Origin of the sequence: Sulfitobacter sp. (genome assembly GCF_036960155.1) — a bacterium.
In the GTDB taxonomy this organism is placed as follows: Bacteria; Pseudomonadota; Alphaproteobacteria; order Rhodobacterales; family Rhodobacteraceae; genus Sulfitobacter.
In genome coordinates, this window is record NZ_JBALWB010000009.1 from 1 (window position 1) to 19,016 (window position 19,016).

At 51.2% G+C, this 19,016-nt stretch carries 17 protein-coding genes and 1 pseudogene; 7 read left to right on the forward strand and 11 right to left on the reverse strand.

Annotation, left to right across the window (positions count from 1 at the left end):
• Positions 1-610: 610 nt before the first annotated feature.
• From V7775_RS17350 to V7775_RS17365, 4 genes are all read right to left on the reverse strand, one after another.
• Positions 611-1,051, reverse strand: coding sequence for a MarR family winged helix-turn-helix transcriptional regulator (locus V7775_RS17350; protein WP_335753180.1), 441 nt, complete (start codon positions 1,049-1,051; stop codon positions 611-613).
• 266 nt (positions 1,052-1,317) lie between these two features.
• Positions 1,318-1,458 (reverse strand): hypothetical protein, encoded by a 141-nt coding sequence (locus V7775_RS17355; protein ID WP_335753181.1) that lies wholly within the window; start codon positions 1,456-1,458, stop codon positions 1,318-1,320.
• 70 nt (positions 1,459-1,528) lie between these two features.
• Positions 1,529-1,654, reverse strand: coding sequence for a hypothetical protein (locus V7775_RS17360; RefSeq protein ID WP_335753182.1), 126 nt, complete (start codon positions 1,652-1,654; stop codon positions 1,529-1,531).
• 733 nt (positions 1,655-2,387) lie between these two features.
• Positions 2,388-6,344: a PEP/pyruvate-binding domain-containing protein gene (locus V7775_RS17365; RefSeq protein ID WP_335753183.1), complete on the reverse strand. Its 3,957-nt coding sequence runs from the start codon at positions 6,342-6,344 to the stop codon at positions 2,388-2,390.
• A 332-nt stretch (positions 6,345-6,676) separates the two neighbouring features.
• Here V7775_RS17365 and V7775_RS17370 point away from each other — a divergent pair, with 332 nt between their 5' ends.
• The 5 genes and pseudogenes from V7775_RS17370 (at position 6,677) to V7775_RS17385 (ending at position 11,287) form a co-directional block, all read left to right on the forward strand.
• Entirely contained in the window at positions 6,677-7,573 is an 897-nt protein-coding gene (locus V7775_RS17370; RefSeq protein WP_335753184.1) for a PhnD/SsuA/transferrin family substrate-binding protein, read from the forward strand.
• A gap of 20 nt (positions 7,574-7,593) precedes the next feature.
• Positions 7,594-9,912: a response regulator gene (locus tag V7775_RS17375; protein WP_335753185.1), complete on the forward strand. Its 2,319-nt coding sequence runs from the start codon at positions 7,594-7,596 to the stop codon at positions 9,910-9,912.
• A gap of 404 nt (positions 9,913-10,316) precedes the next feature.
• The gene (locus V7775_RS17380; RefSeq protein WP_335753186.1) at positions 10,317-10,478 is read left to right on the forward strand and encodes a hypothetical protein; all 162 of its coding nucleotides are present in this window, start codon (positions 10,317-10,319) and stop codon (positions 10,476-10,478) included.
• A gap of 17 nt (positions 10,479-10,495) precedes the next feature.
• A pseudogene (locus tag V7775_RS24850) lies at positions 10,496-10,675 on the forward strand (choice-of-anchor L domain-containing protein); the annotation flags it as partial.
• Between the two features lie 399 nt (positions 10,676-11,074).
• Positions 11,075-11,287 (forward strand): hypothetical protein, encoded by a 213-nt coding sequence (locus tag V7775_RS17385; RefSeq protein WP_335753187.1) that lies wholly within the window; start codon positions 11,075-11,077, stop codon positions 11,285-11,287.
• A gap of 172 nt (positions 11,288-11,459) precedes the next feature.
• Here the strand turns inward: V7775_RS17385 and ureG are convergent, their stop codons facing one another.
• Genes ureG through V7775_RS17420 form a run of 7 tightly spaced genes read right to left on the reverse strand, consistent with a single transcriptional unit; the run spans position 11,460 to position 16,356 of the window.
• Complete coding sequence (gene ureG / locus V7775_RS17390; protein ID WP_335753188.1) at positions 11,460-12,107, reverse strand: urease accessory protein UreG; 648 nt, start codon at positions 12,105-12,107, stop codon at positions 11,460-11,462.
• On the reverse strand, positions 12,104-12,751 hold the full coding sequence (locus V7775_RS17395) for an urease accessory protein UreF (RefSeq protein ID WP_335753189.1): 648 nt from the start codon (positions 12,749-12,751) through the stop codon (positions 12,104-12,106). The genes ureG and V7775_RS17395 overlap by 4 nt, the downstream gene beginning before the upstream one ends.
• Positions 12,741-13,214, reverse strand: coding sequence for an urease accessory protein UreE (locus V7775_RS17400; protein WP_335753190.1), 474 nt, complete (start codon positions 13,212-13,214; stop codon positions 12,741-12,743). The genes V7775_RS17395 and V7775_RS17400 overlap by 11 nt, the downstream gene beginning before the upstream one ends.
• 10 nt (positions 13,215-13,224) lie before the next feature.
• On the reverse strand, positions 13,225-14,934 hold the full coding sequence (ureC, locus tag V7775_RS17405; protein ID WP_335753191.1) for an urease subunit alpha: 1,710 nt from the start codon (positions 14,932-14,934) through the stop codon (positions 13,225-13,227).
• Positions 14,935-15,240, reverse strand: coding sequence for an urease subunit beta (locus V7775_RS17410; RefSeq protein ID WP_335753192.1), 306 nt, complete (start codon positions 15,238-15,240; stop codon positions 14,935-14,937).
• 9 nt (positions 15,241-15,249) lie between these two features.
• The gene (locus tag V7775_RS17415) at positions 15,250-15,552 is read right to left on the reverse strand and encodes an urease subunit gamma (RefSeq protein ID WP_335753193.1); all 303 of its coding nucleotides are present in this window, start codon (positions 15,550-15,552) and stop codon (positions 15,250-15,252) included.
• Positions 15,553-15,555: 3 nt separating this feature from the next.
• A complete protein-coding gene (locus V7775_RS17420; protein ID WP_335753194.1) occupies positions 15,556-16,356 on the reverse strand; it encodes an urease accessory protein UreD in 801 nt (266 codons plus the stop codon).
• A 398-nt stretch (positions 16,357-16,754) separates the two neighbouring features.
• Here V7775_RS17420 and V7775_RS17425 point away from each other — a divergent pair, with 398 nt between their 5' ends.
• The gene (locus V7775_RS17425) at positions 16,755-18,221 is read left to right on the forward strand and encodes an ATP-binding protein (RefSeq protein ID WP_335753195.1); all 1,467 of its coding nucleotides are present in this window, start codon (positions 16,755-16,757) and stop codon (positions 18,219-18,221) included.
• Positions 18,218-18,898 (forward strand): response regulator, encoded by a 681-nt coding sequence (locus tag V7775_RS17430; RefSeq protein ID WP_335753196.1) that lies wholly within the window; start codon positions 18,218-18,220, stop codon positions 18,896-18,898. Before V7775_RS17425 ends, V7775_RS17430 begins: the two co-directional genes overlap by 4 nt.
• Positions 18,899-19,016: the final 118 nt, after the last annotated feature.

Below are 19,016 nucleotides of genomic sequence, written 5' to 3' on the forward strand. Positions count from 1 at the left end.
CAACAGCAAAAGATCTCAGCGATAACCCCAACAAAATTAGCCAGTACCTTGGGGTGTAAATGACGTTGACGTTGCGTGATCGCATGATGGCCTGAAGTCACGATTGTTTAAAAGTTGATGTAAAAAATGCAGGCTGGCAGATCAGAACGATCTTGGCGGCTTGTTTTGTCTGGTAGGCCAGTGCCGTTTGTCGGCCAAGGCGTCAGGGCGGTTGTTTGCCCCTCAGCAAGGCCAACCCCTTCAAGCGCATCTATGTGTCATGTAGCATAGCTATTGCGCCGTAAGCCAACGCGCAATCAATCTCACTTGTGATGGGAGGCAAGTAGGGTCGTCAAATACCTTACCGCATCCATCTAGTCGGTAAATGCGCCTCTGAAACGGATAATACTCCCGTATGATCGTGCCATAAAGCTGTAAAACTCGGGTAAATTCACCTCACAACGGGTCATCTTTGACTGCGGCAACCAGTTCTTTACCTTTGGTTCGCTCGCCCACATCACGACACGTATGGATAAACGCGCTCTTCGGACCTTGAAAACAACTGGATTGCTTGCAGGGCCCATCGGATCGTTCACATAAAGAGAAACCGTGGTAGCCACGCTTTGAAGTACTAAGATATCTTGCTGAGTAAATTAAGAAGAGTTTTTTGTTCCCGCGGGGTAAGCGGCGCAAGGGTTTCTTTGGTGATCAGCAATCCAGAATATTTGAGATCGGTGATGAGCGCCGCACCGCGCGCTGACAGTGAAATCGAAGAGCGGCGTTTGTCCTTCGGGTCGGCTTCTGACTGGATCAAACCCTTTGCCTTTAGACGATCGACAACGCCCTTGATCGTAGCAACATCCATCGCCGCGAGACGTCCCAAATGGTTCTGTGAAACCGTGCCAACTTCGGCCAGCCGGATGAGTGTGCTGAACTGGGTTGGCGTTAGTTTTTCATTAGCATGCCTTTGAAAAATCGTTGCGTGTCTTTGGCTAGCGGTACGCAAAATGAAACCGACTTGATCTTCAAGCTGGTATTCGATTTCTTCAATGCGGGTTGGGTCTGTTGACATAGAACATCAATATATCGCTCAATTCATGAGCACAACCAGAACCGATGGGATGTGAAAAGCGGGCTAGTGCAGCTCGTCTTCTCTTTGTGAAGGTGGCAATCGTGTTTGAACCCGCCTACAATTGCACCATCGCATGGCCACCCGGTGCATGCCGCAATGGGCAGGGTTCCAGTTCACTGCCTTCGCCGATCACCGGGCCTTTACCATATCCTTCGACCTAATCTGCATCGCCAAGCATCTCTATTAACCGCTCTGCCATGCTTAGACTAAGAGGTTTTGGTTAGGTGAAGCGCAGTGCCAGCGCAGTTATTTACATAGCCGCGCGTTAAGGTAGCGTCATCCATTGCATCCATTGCATCCATTGCATCCATGACAGTGTCAGCGTCGTTGCCTGCGACTGCGGTCATGCCTGTGACATCGGATCATGACCGCACTTGTTTGGTTTTGCGTGGCGCAATTCATCCGTTTGCATATCGTCTACAGGTTTGATTTCATCCATGTGCCGTCAAGCGTACCATAATCGCCAACCAGCAGCGTAAATCTTGTCGGCGCAACGAGGGCAGATGTTGGTAGATGGCCAAACGATCCTGTGGGCATGTCCAAAACATCAACCTGACAGGGTTTTCGGTGTCGCCAGTCCGCAAGCCCCCCAAGCGGAGTGCACAAACAAAACTGAACCGACTGAGGGCTCACAGTTTTCGCAATTAGATCAACAGGCGCGCGAAACAGTCGGCATCACAACGGGTTGCGGCATAAAGGCATCGTCTATCTCAAAATATGCAGACTGCTCACGGGTTGTTGTGATCCTGAGAAAACACATACCTTTTTGTTCAATCTTTGGATTGAAAGGCCCAAGGAATTATAAAGGGTCATCAATGTTTGTACCGCCCCATCCCGTGCCGGGTTCGGGAAACGTCGGCAGCCATCCCGAGTATTGAGGGGAGACAATTTCGCAGGCCTGCTCCTATTATGGGAGTTGCTCCTTATTTCGTGCCATAGTGCGTTCGATCTGGGATTGTCGAGATTGTGTCACCAATCATCGTTATCAATTGAGACGGACGCCTTTCGGTATCCTAACTCAGAAATGATCGCTTTTTTGGCCTTTCGGTCCCTTAGAAATGGAAACCGATAAAAGCGAACTCCATTCAGCCACTATGAAAGGATGTGATCCATCCGAAGTGTTTGAGCGCGAAACGGCTCTGATGCCAATAAGCCTTAATCATGGTGTGACCATATGTGTTTCCGGACTGTATGCCTCGCTGGTTCAAACGTCTGTAAAGCAGGGCGTCTGGTCAGTGACTTGCTGCCCTTCGGCCGAAGCCGAAAACCTTGAGTATCATGCTGATTGGCGTGCAGGTATCTTTTGCTCTTCTACGATTTCGATGCTCCCATCGGTTCCGGCCCGTATTTTTGCGCCAGTGTCTAAACCAATCAACCCACCACATCCGACATGCATCAAAACGTTCTTTTCTCGGGCGACAATCGCCATGTGGCTTAGCCAGCCGCCTACCTCGCTTAGGACTCCGCCAGATCGCTGGACATAGGGCAACCAAGAGGGGTTAACCATGCGGCACACAATGATGTCGCCATCTTGGAATTCGACAAACGGGTCTGCCGTCAAATCGAATTCGTCCTGCACCTTAAACACGCGACCAGACACATCGTGGCTACCTGACACGCAGGTACCACCCAGAACGGAGCGGTCTGATTGACCTTGAATGGGAACAGGAGCGGACAGTAGCTCGCAATCGCGCAGGGTAAGTGTAACCTGTCTCGGCGCTTGCTTTGAAAGGTGATCTGATTTTTCTTTTCGTATTTGTGCAATCGCCTTGAGCGCTGTTAAATCAGCACTGCCTAAGGCTACCAGTTCTTCCATCTTAAGATGGAAAATCAAATCTGCAAAATCTGTTTCTTCGGCCACCGCCATAATTGCACGCCGAATTTCAGCAACAATTTTGAGCGCTTCATGTTTTGCTTGTTCTTTTAGATCTTGGAAAGCGATGGCCAGATCTATTGCGTCCTTTGGGGGTGTCGCGATGGGGGGGAACCCATCAGAAGACAAAGGCGTGGCACTGTTGAGCAACGGCCACAGCAGACTAGGCGCTTCGCTGTAGCGCGGCGTGCTCAGTTCATAATCAAAGATCGCGCGGTGCCCCATCAGAGCCATGAGCGTGCTCTTTTGCGCATCTCCCTTGAGGCCTGCACAGGCATCTATCATATTGACAGGCGCGTGACGCAAGACGGGACGCATAAGGCGGTTGCGCGCGTCCTGGTCACCTTTTGCAATGGCGTCCGCTTCACTCATCGTGAACCCTGCGACGATGTTGATTTTCTCCGCCTCGACGTAAATCTCGTGGACCAACTTGGTTTGAAGCTTTTCAATGCAGACGATAATTTGTTTTTGGGGCAACGCGTTAAAATCGATGGCCCGCCATACAGCCATATCTTCTTCCAAGGCAGGTTTGATCTGCTCTTGGAAATGGGTGATCATGAAGGGCGCTTGTTTGCGCAACTGGCGCGCTTTTGCGTTGTTGAGACGCAAGGCCATCTTCTTTTTCAGATCATGATCCACAAAGGTTTGTCCAAATAAGTTGACCAAATGACCGGGCCGCCCCTCAGGCAGGTTATAACTGATGCCCAATTGTCGGCATGCGATGTCTACACTGCCACCCGGGCCCCAAATCTGTCCCATAAGAGAAAAGGAAAGGGGGGTTGGCCTTGGCAAGACTTCGGACATTTCATCTTGCTCCAGGATTACGTCATCGGCTTCACTGTCCTTGTAGTTATCAAAGATGCGTTTCCACTCCTGTGTCCGCGCCAGCTCTGCTGGGCTACCACCGACAAGCGTTGTGATGTCGCGACTTTGAACAATCTGGAACGACCCTTCTGCATACGCCCATTCGATGTCTTGAGGGCATCCGAATGTGGTCTCAATTTTTTGCCCAAGTTCCAGCAAGGGGAGCAAATCAATCGGTGCAATGTCATCGCCAATTGCGGATTGGGTATAGCGACCAAACCGCAGACTTTGGGGGGTGACACGGCCAGATACCAAATCATCCCCGCAGCCCTTGACCAGTTCCACCATCATCAATCCAGGCGCGGTTGGGTCTTGGGTGAAGAGAACTCCGGCATATTCTGAACGCACCATTTGCTGGACCAAAATATTGCCGTCGTGTTTCTTTTCACCTTCCGCATCATAGCTTTCGGCGCGGGCGGATGAGAACGAGTCCACAACCGTATCAAGAGCTTCTCGCATCTCAGCTTTCTGTACTTCTAAGACGCTTTCAAAAACACCAGCAAAACTTTGATCCGCACCGTCCTCGCTTGAGGCCGAGCTTCGGACTGCGCAAGGTTTTTCATCCACTAAACGCCAGACCATATTGGAGAATTTGGCCTTTTGGGTTTTGGACATGTCGCTATAGGCATCTATCGCCTCTGACCGGATTACGACACCGTCAGGCACAGGCAGGCCCGCATTTTTTAGAACAGACAACCGGTAAGATTTATTGCCGCTATTGTGCAGGGCTTCAGTGTGATCCAGAGGAAAGATACCGTAGCTGAAATTACGCAGTTTCCAGCGCCGTATAGCGCCTGATGTCTGCAGAATGATTTGTTTGATAACACCCGTGACATAGGCCCGTTGGATCAGCAAAAGGATGAGGCTAGTGCACAGATACACATTGCCAGCGGCACTGAGCTGAAAAACCAGTGCAAACATCGCTGGAGCGCCAATGACCCACCATAAAACCGCCTGTCGTTTCGTCTTGGCAACGGCCCAATGCAAGTAGGTGCCAGCCAGAAGAGCAAAGAGGGTTGGTAGGATGTAAGTGCCATCTGGTTGACCAAGATTCTGCACCCAGAGGAAGGACGTAGTGATAGAGGCGGCGGCTTCGGACGTGGCGCTGAGGCCCAGCATCATCACGGGTAAAAACAACAGTGCAGCCAAGTTACGCATGGGTGTAAGACCCTTGTCCGAATAAAACTGCTGCACAGCGCGTGCTTTGCGGGTTGGGTCGTCCTTTAGACTATCCTTTAGTAGTTTCAGTTCCTGCGCATGCTTTGCTGTGGTCATCTGATCGCGTTCGGATTTGAGTGCGATTGGCAAAACCATCAAACGAGAAAGGAGCGACAGTGCGACTAGACCAAGCACAAAATGTGCCCGTTCTCCAAACCAAACCAGCGCTGAGGCCAATTTGGAAACTGCTATCTGCCAATAGGTGACTTGCTGCTCGGCCAACCATTGTTGGACGTGGGGTTTGGGCGTTGGGGCGACAAAATGCTCCCAAGGAGTGGTGTATCGTCCCTGGAAGTCGATGCCTGCTTCGCTCATCTCCAGTCCGAGAACTTGAGACATGAAACAGCTACGTCGATCATAGCAGGCAGCAATCGTGGGTTTGTTCTGTAATTGAGCAATGCGTGCTTTGAGTTCATTTGTCGGTAGCGCGCGCAGCGGAATATTGATCGCTCCGGGTAAGTGGCCAGACGCAAAGTCGCCCGGATACCGGGTATCGACAATCTGCAAGTCTGCACTCGCCTGCAGGTTTTGGAAATCCTTGGTACTGAGCAAGGTTTCTTTGTTGGGATAGTCTGGAATGGCCCTAAGATCAGACAGTGATTGTACGTCTTTATCGCTAAAGTCGCGTCCTTCAACCAGCCATTTTTCGATGCCGCCACTTATGAAGCGACAATCAATTCCACGGGCAGCAAGCTCGGCACAGGTTTCGCTGCTGCGGTTTCCGTTGTGGCAAAATAATACCACTTTCTTGCCTTCCAGAGGCATGTTGGATTGCAGAAAGTCAGGGAACCGCACGTGTGTGGCACCTGGCAGTGTTCCCATCCGATGCTCACCAGTTTCACGCACATCAAAAAACAAGGTTTCCTCACCGTTCTGCGAACTCTGTAACAGGAGCTGCGCCTCTTGCGTGCTCAATGCGAGCGGGCTTTCTGCCTGTTTATTAAAACTGGTCTCTTTAAGATTTTTATCCTTAATCGCCGTCCCGTCAAATTGAGCAGGGCGAACAAGGGTGGATTGCAAATGAGCCAGTTCTTGAGATTGCTTGGTTCGGTATTGCCAGATGTTGAGAGCACCCAGAGTGGCGGCAATCAACAATAGTGCAACGATAAAACGCACAGGAAACCGGGTATTTCTTTGGCCCAACTTAGGGGTGAATCCGAAGCGTTTTGCGATCAGCGCAGTGGCCCCTGTTACAGCCGCAAAAGCGACGGCAAAGACCTGCGATAATGAGGAAACCGAACCAATCAAGAGTTCTGGCGAAGGGATGGCAAAAGCCATACTGGGCGCTACAACGAGAATACCCAAAAGAGCGAAATGTTGTTGTTTGTGAAGAACCTTAAATGCCTTCGATCTAGCTATTTGAACCGCAATCACAACTCGCCCCGCTTGAATTACCTATGAACAATTCAACTATTAGAGGTAAATTTTAGTTAATATATAATTTACGATCTACATGGTTAACGCTGATTGTGAACATCAGGCGCGAAAATTCGACGCAGGTTGGAATGTGATGTCGAATTAACCAAATCTTCGTTTGGGTCTGCCACGAATAGGTATTCAATTCTCATCGACGCTCAGGTTTCGAGGTCGAAAACCTTTGAGGGGACACCATGAAAAGCAACCTATTGAAGCAGATTTGTCGTCGCTGGCTCGAGAAATATGGTCCATCCCGCTGGGTTCAAACGTGTGCGGTGGCTGGACTTGCAGCTGTAATGGCTGTTCCTGCATCGGCGGATATTGACCTTGTGTTTGGTACATATGCTGCTGACAAGCCGAGTACGACCGTCAGGAAATTCAAACCCTTTCTGAGATATTTGTCTGAAGAAATGGCCAATATTTTGGATGAGCCAGTCAAAATCAGGATGAAGATTGCCAAGGAATATGAAACCGGCATTTCGCACCTAGCAAATGGAGATGTGGATTTTGCCCGATTTGGGCCAGCATCCTATGTCACTGTAAAAGAACGCAATGCTGGGATTGAAATCGTGGCAATGGAATCGAAAAAAGGGACGAAAAGATCTAAGGGGATCATTGCGGTACATCGAGATAGCGAAATTGTTTCCCTTTCAGGTTTGACACAGCAAAGCTTCGCCTTTGGAGATGAGCTTTCTACCATTGGTCGTTACCTCTCACAATGCCACCTGATTGACGCGGGTGTAACCAGTAAAGAACTTAGTGGATATGAATACCTTGGCCGCCATGACCGTGTTGGATCAGCTGTAGGTGAGGGGCGTTTCACGGCAGGTGCGCTTAAGGAAAGTACCTTTAAAAAACTGGTGAAATCAGGCGTCCCTATCAAGGCCTTGTTCGAGTTTGAGAATGTCACAAAACCTTGGCTTGCGGCATCTGATTTAGATCCTGAGGTGTTTGCAGTCATGCGTCAGGTTATGCTTGGCACAACAGACGTAAAGGTACTGGGGGGCATTGCTAAAGATGGATTTATAGAAGGGTTCGATGCCGACTATGATTTCATTCGCAACGCCATAAAGAACAGCAACAAATTCTGATTGACTGGTTAGGCAGGCGTATGAAAAACGTTGGCATAAATACGCAAATCATCGTCTCGATGATCTTTGCTGCCGTTCTCGTGACTTTTGTCGTTGGGGAGTACGAGCGTCGTGCAGAAACCCAGCGTATGAACGTCGACTTGCATACGCAAGCAGATCTAACAGTTTCACTGATCAGCGGGCTGATGTTAGAGCCCATCATCGTACAGGATACACCTGTTTTACAGGCAGCTATGGAAGAAGCGCTTGTGCGCAATGCCAAGCTGTTGGCACTTTCCATAAAGGACGATTTTGGTGATGTTATAGCGCATGTTGTGCGCGAAGGAGTCCCATCCAATACTGGGTCCAAACACTTCACAAACGATATTATCCTCGAAGGTGAACCATTTGGTGTCATGGAAGTGGATTGGTCTACAGCAGAGGGGCAAGCATTGATTGATGCAAATGTCCGCCAAACGCAGGTGACCATCGTATTCACAGTAACAGTTTTGTCGTTGCTTTTTCTATTTCAAACCAATGTTCTGGCCATGCGACCTCTTCGCAATATCCATACTCGAATGTCTTCGGTCATCGCTGGCGAGCGACACGACAGGGCACGCCTTGCATCATTTGTCTCAAGGGAACTTTCTGCGCTCGATTATTCGGTTACAGTGTTGGAAGAAACTTTTACCGAACGGGATGGCCGAGAATATGCATTAAAAATGGCGAAAGAAAATGCTGATAAGGCGAGCAGGGCTAAATCAGATTTTCTGGCAAACATGAGCCACGAAATTCGCACGCCGATGAACGGTGTCATTGGCATGGCCGAACTCATTCTGGACACCGACCTGAATGAGGATCAGAAGATGTATGCCGAGACGATTTCTTCATCTGGCTCAGCACTGTTGACGATCATCAATGACATATTGAATTTCTCCAAGATCGAAGCGGGCAAGATGGAGCTGGAGAATGCTCCATTCGATCTCGAGGCCGCAATGGAGGACATCATCACGTTGCTTTCCACAAAGGCGCGGGAAAAGTCAGTAGAAGTTACTCTGCGATATCATCCTAACCTGCCAAAGGTGTTTCAGGGCGATGTCGGTCGATTGCGGCAAATCATTACTAATATTGCGGGGAACGCAGTTAAATTCACCCTTGAAGGGTACGTCTATATAGATGTGACAGGTGTGAAAGGTCCTAAAGGCTACAATCTAAGGATTGAAGTGAAGGACACTGGTATAGGGATACCGCAAAGCCAAATTTCTCAGATATTTAGTGCATTTGAACAGGCGGATAGCGCCCGAAGCCGTCAATTTGAAGGAACTGGTCTGGGATTGGCAATATCTACCAGATTGTTGGCATTGATGGGTGGAAGGATAAGTGTCACGTCAGAGCCGGAGCAGGGATCGACATTCACCATAGATGTTCCAATGGTTGAAGGCGTACAAGTCCTGGCCAAAACTTATGGTCATGAGCAAGAGTTGGCAGGTTTGCGCATATTGGTTGTAGATGATTTGGAGCTGAACCGGCGAATTCTCTCAGAACGGCTCAGCAGTTGGGATGTGACAGTTGTACTCGCGTCCTCTGGGCCAGAAGCCTTGGATATCCTGGAAAAGACAAGCGAGCATTTTGATCTTGTAATTCAAGACTATCAGATGCCTCAGATGGATGGAGAGGAACTGGCAAAACGTATTCGGGGTATGGACGCTTTCAGAACCATTCCGTTAGTCGTTCTGTCATCGGTTGAGCTGTCAATGAACCACGCCATCAAGTCAGAAATTGGAAATTGCGAATTATTACTTAAACCTGTTCGGTCAACGAGTTTACGGAACGCCATTGTTCGATCTCTTATGATGCAACCCAAAACACTCCAAAAAGTTGAAACAGTAGAACCAAATATAAGTGAAATCGAACATTTGAATATTCTTGTGGCTGAAGATAACAGCACCAATCAGTTTATTGTAAAGACAATGTTAAAAGATGCTAATGTCTCAATCATTTTTGCTGAAAACGGCATTGAAGCATTGCAAAAATTTACAGAAGTTAAACCTGATATTGTATTGATGGACATGTCTATGCCGCAGATGGACGGTATCGAAGCAACCCAAGCAATTCGCAAGTTGGAAAATGAATTCAACTTTGTGCATTGCCCAATAATTGCCTTGACAGCTAACGCAATGCAGGAAGATCAGGAACGTTGCTTGGAGGTCGGGATGGATGACTTTTTAACAAAACCGATCGGAAAAAAAGCGCTGCTGACTGCGGTGCAACGTTGGGGCGTTCAGGCGATAGCCTCGCGCGAAACGGGGCCGCAAAAGGGTATTCACGGCGTAGAAGTAAGTAACGTTTCTTTACGTTAGCCGCGACTACTAAAAATAAGATGGTTCTGGGGGTTTGGTTGCGAATTCGTGGGATGTCATTTTATGTGCTCGCTGTGAACTGATCAATGAGGGGACCGTTCCTTGGCAAGAAAATCCGCAGTGGTGTTAACTCGTTAACTCTTACTATTGCTCAAAAATTGCAACTCAAGGCGATAAAGAACCTCACTTGAGTTCAAAAACCTTACTAGGCGCACGCATTTATTTCTGGCGGGTTCACACCATGCCTGAAAAACTACCGTTTGTTGTCTTAGAGTACCGCCTATCATCAACCATTCCTGTGTTGAAATGGGACACGCCAAGAATGGTTGAGTTCCGAGCGTTAGATTGTCGAAATCGTAATCGCAGACCAGCTCTTCATTGGCCTGAGTGCTGATGCGTTAGTATTGACACAAACAATTCTTGGGAATGGTGTTACGATTGGTATGGCGGCGCTTACGGGTGACGCAGGTGCGCTCGGGACCAGCTCTGGTGCTGATATCACATCGGGTATGTTGCCCGCGCAGATGCCGCTATCATTTTGTCCTCAGGCTAAGCGGCTGATTTAACAAATCCTGAGGGTTCTAATGACACGAAAAATTCTGTCTTTGGGAATGCAGAACTAGACGCTGTATCGGATCAGCCGACGCAAGATGTTGTTATACTTAAGGTGACATTTGCGGCTGTTGGCGATTACATCACGCTGTTCTTTACCTTTTCCTCTGAAGAATATCTGGAATATGTAAACGGGGCAACGATGCGTTAGGCATTTGGCGAAAGGATGTCACCGCGCCTTTTACACCTGCCCAAAGTGAGTTGGTCTCGATTGATACGGTCTCTATCACTTCGGCATCAAATTTCTACGTAGATCGCCTGATAGCAAACGACACCTATAACACTGAAATGGATGGTACGACGTAGGAGTTATCGATAAAGGCACGCGTCGTTTCCACCGACGTAAGTACCATCGAGGTCGCTTTGGCGGATAGTGGTAACGCTCTCTATGGGAGAACAGGTCACGTTGACCATTCTGTCTGACGGGTGCCGTACCCGGCATAGAAAAATATGCCTCCGTTACTCTAGAGAAAACCATGTGGTCGGGTGCATTGGATGACTTTACAGCTTCGCCACAGCACAGGATATTGATCAAAGGACAACAGGTGAATTGCTATTTGATGAATCAGCTGTATTGATGCTCGGGGTTCATATGATCGATGGTGAAAATGCGGTGCGCCAAAAAACAGGAAAGCGCTACCTACATCTACATCATGTTCCAGCAACACGAGATCATTTTTGCCAATGGCTTTCCCAGAGAGAGCTTTCAATCCAAGCGGCTCCGGTGTTGATGGACTGGTTGATCGCACACGAGAAGAATTGATTTAGCTCTTCCCAGAATTACGATGCGATCCCAACGCGTAGGGCTCAACGGCAAGGATGGTCCTTAAAACAGGTGAAATGAAGATACTGTCCCGTTTGATTTGATCAATACTCTTGGGAAAGAGAGCCCCGACGCAGATCTCCTGTGTCGCCAGTGTGTCGGGGTGCTGTCGTTATGTCAGTGTTGTTTCCGTCGACTCGAGAAGGTCGGCAAGGCCACCCATTTCGGTAATCAACTTTAGAACGTCCGTGACGCCCTGACCGTGACGCAGCGCGCAGAAAACAAAAGGCCGTTGCCCACGCATCTTTTTGCTGTCGCGGTCCATGACGTCTAATGACGCGCCGACATGGGGGGCAAGATCAGTTTTGTTGATGACCAATATGTCGGATTTGGTGATCGCGGGACCACCCTTGCGGGGGATCTCTTCTCCAGCGGCCACATCGATCACATAGATTGTTAGGTCTGCCAGTTCGGGGCTGAAGGTAGCTGACAGATTGTCGCCACCACTTTCGATCAGGATGATTTCCAGATCTTCGTGGCGCGCGCGCATCTGCGCAATGGCTGCCAAATTAATTGATGCATCTTCACGGATCGCAGTATGCGGGCAGCCACCTGTTTCCACGCCAATGACACGATCCCGCGGCAAGATTTGCATCCGCATTAGCGCTTCTGCGTCTTCTTGGGTGTAGATGTCATTGGTGATGACACCGATGGAACACTTGGGGTGCAGTGCACGCGCTATACAGGCGGTTAATGTGGTTTTGCCCGCGCCAACGGGACCGCCAATGCCGATGCGTAAAGGTCCGTTTAGCTTTGTCATGATCGGAAAATCCTTGGCTGGAGTGTTTCATGTTTCATCGCGGTAATGTCGGATAAAAACGCTGTGCTGTGTAAGTCATCCAGAGTCGCGCGGCGCGTTTCCTTGGCGATTTGGTCACAGATCGGCGTAAGTGTCGCAAGGACGGATTGCCCGTCAGTCTGACCCAATGGCACCGCGCGCACAGCTGCGGAAACCAGATTGCTGGCAAAGGCTTGCAGATAGAGGACGCAGGTCAGATCAACATCAATCCGTTTTTGCGCGGCAGCAGTCCCAACGGCGACAGGGTAGCAAAGCGCGATTTGTTCTCCGCCCCAGATCGCTGTTGTTGTGGTGTTAAATGCAGCCCCTTGCAGCCCAGTCTCAAGGAGGCGCTCGGCAGAGCTGGAGACTGCCAGCGCTGCATCATTCGTTTCAATCAGCATTTGTTTGCAGTCACTGGCATAGGCTGCGCGCAAAAGGATGCTATCGTTGCGTCCACTGCCAAACGCCAGTACGTCAGCCAGCCAGTTTTGCAGGGTGCTGGCATTGCTGATCGCTCCAGCTTGGATTGCGGTCTCTAACCCGTGCGAATAGGCAAACGCCCCAATCGGAAAGGCAGGCGAAAACCACTGGGCAAGCGTCAGGATATCGTGGTCAGTGGTCATGGGCAGTTGCGACGTGTTCGTGGGAATGTATGCGACCATGCCCATATGCACCGCCTTCAGGCGTGAAGGGTGCATCAATAGCTTCAACCGTTGCGCCTAAATGTTCTAGCATATGGCCAATTACTGGGTCTGCTTGGATGAGCAGGTGATCGGCATTGATCTGACAGGGCGTGTGACGGTTGCCGACATGCCAAGCTAGACGCACAAGGTCGCTACCTGTTATTTTCAGCAAGGCCTCGGCGCTTGCTTTGATCTGGACCAACGTACCAGTGTCTAACTCCAATGCATCGCCATCATCCAGCGAGGTCGTCTGGGCCAAATCGACAATAAATGCATCTCCTGACGCGGTTGTTAGACGTTTGCGGCGCAAAAATCGTTCTGTGTAATCCAGCTCACAATGCTCGGTAGGGCCGGTCCAATGTCCGGTGCGATGTAGGATCTGTGCAATAGGGAGGGTGCTCATATTAGGTCTCTCAGAACATGAAATAACGTTGGGCCATGGGCAGCACCTCGGCTGGCTGGCAGGTGAGTAGAACGCCGTCCGCGCGAACCTCGTAGGTTTCGGGATGGACATCTACGACGGGCAAAGCATCGTTCAGGATCATATCCGCCTTGCCGATATTACGTGTGTTCTTAACCGCAACGGTTTGCTTTTGCAGTCCTAGCGTCTCAGCAATCCCAGCGTCTTGCGCTGCTTGAGACACAAAACTGACCGAGCCATGGCGCAAGGAACTGCCATAAGCACCAAACATCGGGCGGCTATAGACAGGTTGCGGTGTCGGGATCGAGGCGTTCGGGTCGCCCATTTGGGCTACCACAATTGTTCCCGCCATCAGCACCATCTCGGGTTTTACCCCAAAGAAGGCAGGGTTCCACAGTACCAGATCCGCGCGTTTGCCAACTGTGATGTCACCCAACACATGGCTGACGCCCTGTGCAATTGCAGGGTTGATTGTGTATTTGGCGATGTAGCGTCGCACGCGCATGTTGTCGTTGTCGCCAGTTTCTTCGGGCAAGGCACCGCGTTGCTTTTTCATCTTATCAGCGGTCTGCCACGTACGGATCAGCACTTCACCGACCCGCCCCATTGCCTGACTGTCCGAGGCGATGATCGAAAACGCGCCCATGTCATGAAGGATATCCTCGGCGGCGATTGTCTCGCGGCGGATACGGCTTTCAGCAAATGCGATGTCCTCGGGGATGGATTTGTCGAGATGGTGACAGACCATCAACATGTCCAAATGCTCTTCCAAGGTGTTCACCGTGAAGGGGCGGGTCGGATTGGTTGAGGAAGGCAATACGTTGGCATCACCACAAATTTTTATAATGTCGGGAGCATGGCCGCCACCTGCGCCTTCGGTGTGAAAGGCATGGATCGTGCGGCCTTTCATCGCGGCAACTGTGTGCTCGACAAATCCGCTCTCGTTCAGTGTATCCGTGTGGATCATCACCTGAACGTCCATGTCATCCGCGACGGTCAGGCAACAATCAATTGCCGCAGGCGTAGTCCCCCAATCCTCATGTAGCTTTAGCGCACAAGCCCCTGCATTGACCATTTCGACCAAGGCCGCAGGCTGGCTTGCGTTGCCTTTGCCTGCAAGACCTACGTTCATCGGGATGCCGTCAAAGGATTGCAGCATCCGTCCGATGTGCCATGGGCCGGGGGTGCAGGTGGTGGCAAGCGTGCCATGCGCTGGGCCCGTGCCGCCGCCAAAACAAGTGGTCACACCTGAATGCAGTGAGTCATCCATTTGCTGGGGACAGATAAAGTGGATATGGCTGTCCACCCCGCCTGCTGTCAGGATACGACCTTCACCCGCGATCACCTCGGTGCCGGGACCTACGATAATATCGACGCCCGATTGCGTATCAGGATTGCCAGCCTTGCCAATTGCGTGGATCAGTCCGTCCCTTAGCGCAACATCAGCTTTGTAGATGCCTGAGTGATCGACAATCAGGGCGTTGGTGATCACGGTATCTACAGCACCATCCGCGCGGGTGACTTGGGATTGCCCCATGCCATCACGGATGGTCTTACCGCCACCAAATTTCACTTCTTCACCATAGGTGGTCAGGTCACGTTCAACCTCAATGATCAGATCGGTGTCCGCCAGACGAAGCTTGTCGCCAGTGGTGGGGCCATACATTGCGGCGTATTGCGCGCGGGGCATTTCGCGAGGCATCTACAGGTCTCCCATTACTTGACTGTTAAATCCAAATACGCGGCGCGCGCCGCCAATCGGGATCAGTTGAACATCGCGGCGTTGTCCCGGCTCAAACCGCACAGCGGTGCCAGAGGCGATATCAAGGCGCATGCCGTGTGCAGCAGTGCGGTCAAAATCCAACGCAGGGTTGGTTTCGGCGAAATGATAATGGCTGCCGACCTGAACAGGCCTGTCGCCCGTATTGGCGACGATCATGGTGATTGCCTCAGCGTCTGCATTCAGGGTCAGGGTGCCGTCTGCTGGGAATAGCTCTCCGGGGATCATTGCGTTCTCCTACCTGATTGGGTTGTGGACAGTGACAAGTTTGGTGCCGTCGGGGAATGTCGCTTCGACCTGCACCTCGGGGATCATCTCGGCGATGCCAGCCATGCACTGATCGCGCGTAATGACGTGGCCACCCGCTTCCATCATATCCGCTACAGAACGCCCGTCGCGCGCGCCTTCAACCACTGCATCAGTGATCAGGGCGATGGCTTCGGGGTGGTTCAACTTGACGCCGCGCGCCAGACGTTTGCGCGCGACCTCTGCGGCCATGGCAATCAAGAGTTTGTCTTTTTCCCGTGGGGTAAGTTGCATTTATTACAGCCTCCAAGACGTAGGTAATGTGTTGCGTGAGAGATGTTCGAGGATCGGGATCAGGCTGCGCCGCAACTCGTAACTGTCGCGGGCAAGTTGGCGGATCACCAGTGTCGTTTCCGAAAGCAGGCTTGCACCTGCTGTATCTGGGAGTAAGGCGCGGACAGGATTTAGGTGACTTGCCACATCGGCGGTGATCATCACAATGCTTGCCATAGCCCCAGCCCCATTTGCAATTGCAGGGCGCGCCAGATGGGACGTGGCATCGCCGATCAGATCCATCCCGTCGATATAGATTGGCTGCCCTTCACGCGTGATCTTGATCCTGTCCTGAAACATCACATCGCGCAGTGTTTCAGGCATCGCTGCACGGCCAAACACGACAGGCTCTACCATCAACAGACGTGCCTGCGCTGTCAGGTCAATTTCCAGATGTCGCCGCAAGGCGCAGCGCTCAAACAGGATCAACTCCTGAGGTAGCCATTTCAGATAAGCATGATCGCCAACGGATATTTTTGTAGTGACGTGTCCGACTTCACCGCGCTGGGCCCGGTACGCGCGCTCGGCGGCTTGGGTGGTTATGGTGAGGGCCGCTCCGCCACCGACTTGCACATCAAGTGCGAAACTATCACCGCCCGTAATCCCACCAGCCGTATTGACCAAAACCGCTTCGACATCTGGGGTGTATGATTGAGGAAAAACCAACTTCAAGGAACCGGACTGACGCAAGCCCTTTAGGCGGGAAACGCCGTGCACATCCGCGCAAATTGACAGGCTCGCTGCCCCTCGGGCACGAGGCTGCAAAAGGGTTTGGTCCCTCGAGCTAATGGGGGCTAAGTGGTTGATGGGGCGCTCCGGATCAGATTAGTTGTCGAACTTGATCATAACTGGTGCTGAGGCACTCCATTCGGGTAGGGTAAACCTTGATGAAGGCATGTATTTGGCTGTTTAGTAGGCGGCTTTGAGGATCATGTTTGTTTTTTAGGCAATGTAAAAACGTGACCTTGCAGCAATGGTAATGCCGCTGGCCACACACTGACCCATTTCAAGCAATCAAGAATCCGCCGAATATCTGTTCAATGCCAAAGTTGCTGATAGAGGTGTCATAAAGCCGAGAATAGCCTTGTTTAACGCTGTTTTTCCAGTGAGCGGTGGCATGTTTTGCATCCTCCCTCCATATTTCTATGAGAGGAATGTAATTTATGCACCGCTTCCGCAATTCGCTTGCCGCTCAGATATTTGTCGCCATTGCCGCTACTGCCGCGTTGATCATCGCGATCATGGCGTTACTGGTGGCTTTTTCTATGCGCGATGGCTTTGCGCAATATTTGCTTCGTGGTGAACTGACGCGGTTTGACGCATTAGAGCAGGCGTTGATTGAAACGCACGTGGATGCTGCCAAGGGCTGGCCAGAATTTACGGACAATCCGGACAGATGGAATAAATTTGCGCGTACACATTTCCAACCTCGTGGTCGCGAGGAAGGCAGGGGAGCGGGGCCATCAAATGGACCGCCCCCCGTTTGGCGAAATGGGCCGCCGCCACGCGGACCGGGGGGCGGTGATCGCCTGTCGATACGCGGACGCCTTATGCTGCTAGATTCCGAAGGTGTGTATGTCGTCGGTGCTAAAGAACGGGCTGGGCTGTTTGAAAAACGTGCGATCTGCGTCAACGGGAATTGCGAAAATGGTAAGCTGCTTGGCTACATTGGTCTGAATGCGCCACTTTTATCAGCCAGCGGCGGTGATACCTTCTTTTTGCGTCGGCAATATAACTCGCTGGCATTGTCTGCATTGCTTGCGGTGTTGTTGTCCGCCATCGCGGCGTTTTTTGTGGCGCGTCAGATTTTAATTCCTATACGGCAATTAGAGGCAGGGGCGAAAACGATGGCCTCTGGTGATTATTCGGCGCGCATCACACAGGACCGATCTGACGAACTTGGCCAGCTTATTGTGTACTATAACGCCCTTGCTGCGACATTGGGGCGTACAGACAAGGCTGAAAGAGAATGGATTTCCAACACCAGCCATGAACTGCAAACGCCTTTGGCAACTCTGCGCGCCCAAATTGAGGCCGTGCAAGACGGTGTTCGCCAACCTGATGCAGAAACTTTGGCAGGTATGCATGCTGCGATGATGCGATTGTCTCGGCTTATTCAGGACATCAAAATTCTTTCGCATTCCCGCGAGGGCGGCCTAACGACTGCGCTTCACCTTGAGGATTTAAGCGGGATCGCCCGCGAAGCGGCCAGCGTTGCCAAACCGCTGTTAGAAAAAAAGCAGATCAACCTCGAATTGGATTTGCCTGAAAAAGCGCTACTCATGTGTGATCGGATTAGAATTTTTCAGGTGATCGACAATCTGCTTCAGAATGCAGCGCGCTATACCAATGCGCCAGGGCAAGTCAGGTTAAGCGTTCAGGACACCGCCGATATGGTTCACTTGATCGTTGAGGATACACCACCTGCACCGCCAGAAGCAGACATGCCAAAGCTCTTTGATAGATTTTACCGAGCAGAGAGTTCCCGTTCGCGCGCTTTTGGCGGTTCGGGGTTGGGCCTATCGGTTTGTCGGGCGATTGTTGAGGCACATGGTGGCATGGTTACAGCGGAGCGCTCCGCGATGGGAGGGCTTCGGGTTACCATCGCACTGCCCAAGGAGAAAACATGACACCACCACGCATCCTGATTGTGGAAGATGAAACCGCACTTGCCGAAGTTGTGCGGGACTATCTATCTGCGGAGGGCATGGCGGTTGATGTCTTGTTTGAGGGGACGGATGCCGTTTCAACGGCGTTGACTGGCAACCATGATTTGTTGATTTTGGATTTGATGTTGCCGGGTGTTGACGGGCTCACGATTTGTCGCGAACTGCGGCGCACTTCTGATGTGCCGATCATCATGACAACCGCTAAGGTCGAGGAAATTGACCGGCTGCTGGGGCTTGGCCTTGGAGCGGATGACTACCTGTGCAAACCCTATTCGCCGCGAGAATTAGTAGCGCGGGTTCAGGCTATTCTGCGGCGCGCAGCAGGGCGGGCGGATCATGCTGCCACAGCCCCAGCTTCCCGATTAGAGATCGACACAGAGCGTTGGGTTGCTAGGCTTGACGGGAAGGCACTAAACCTGACGCGCCGCGAATTCATGTTGGTGCATTCGCTTGCGGCTCGGCCGGGGCGTGTTTTTTCGCGTGACGACCTCCTCGCGCGTGCCTTTCCAGATGACACAGAGGTGTTTGATAGAACGATAGACAGCCATATTCGCAATATTAGGCGAAAAATTGCGACCATCAGCGACAATGACCCCATCAGATCGGTATATGGTGTAGGTTATTCTTACGATGGCTAGGATGACCTTCTAACTTTCAGTCAGAAGCGGCGCAAAAATGTGCCAACTACAGTATTTTTCACACCTGCACATTCGCTGCATATTCACTGCAACGCCAGTCCACAATGTTAGCGCAAAT

Bases quoted from the DNA above. Each gene is read 5' to 3' on its own strand.
- V7775_RS17350 (WP_335753180.1), bottom strand. From the start codon at position 1,051: ATGTCAACAGACCCAACCCGCATTGAAGAAATCGAATACCAGCTTGAA.
- V7775_RS17355 (WP_335753181.1), bottom strand. From the start codon at position 1,458: ATGACCGCAGTCGCAGGCAACGACGCTGACACTGTCATGGATGCAATG.
- V7775_RS17365 (WP_335753183.1), bottom strand. From the start codon at position 6,344: ATGGCTTTTGCCATCCCTTCGCCAGAACTCTTGATTGGTTCGGTTTCC.
- V7775_RS17370 (WP_335753184.1), top strand. From the start codon at position 6,677: ATGAAAAGCAACCTATTGAAGCAGATTTGTCGTCGCTGGCTCGAGAAA.
- V7775_RS17375 (WP_335753185.1), top strand. From the start codon at position 7,594: ATGAAAAACGTTGGCATAAATACGCAAATCATCGTCTCGATGATCTTT.
- ureG (WP_335753188.1), bottom strand. From the start codon at position 12,107: ATGACAAAGCTAAACGGACCTTTACGCATCGGCATTGGCGGTCCCGTT.
- V7775_RS17395 (WP_335753189.1), bottom strand. From the start codon at position 12,751: ATGACCACTGACCACGATATCCTGACGCTTGCCCAGTGGTTTTCGCCT.
- V7775_RS17400 (WP_335753190.1), bottom strand. From the start codon at position 13,214: ATGAGCACCCTCCCTATTGCACAGATCCTACATCGCACCGGACATTGG.
- ureC (WP_335753191.1), bottom strand. From the start codon at position 14,934: ATGCCTCGCGAAATGCCCCGCGCGCAATACGCCGCAATGTATGGCCCC.
- V7775_RS17410 (WP_335753192.1), bottom strand. From the start codon at position 15,240: ATGATCCCCGGAGAGCTATTCCCAGCAGACGGCACCCTGACCCTGAAT.
- V7775_RS17415 (WP_335753193.1), bottom strand. From the start codon at position 15,552: ATGCAACTTACCCCACGGGAAAAAGACAAACTCTTGATTGCCATGGCC.
- V7775_RS17425 (WP_335753195.1), top strand. From the start codon at position 16,755: ATGCACCGCTTCCGCAATTCGCTTGCCGCTCAGATATTTGTCGCCATT.
- V7775_RS17430 (WP_335753196.1), top strand. From the start codon at position 18,218: ATGACACCACCACGCATCCTGATTGTGGAAGATGAAACCGCACTTGCC.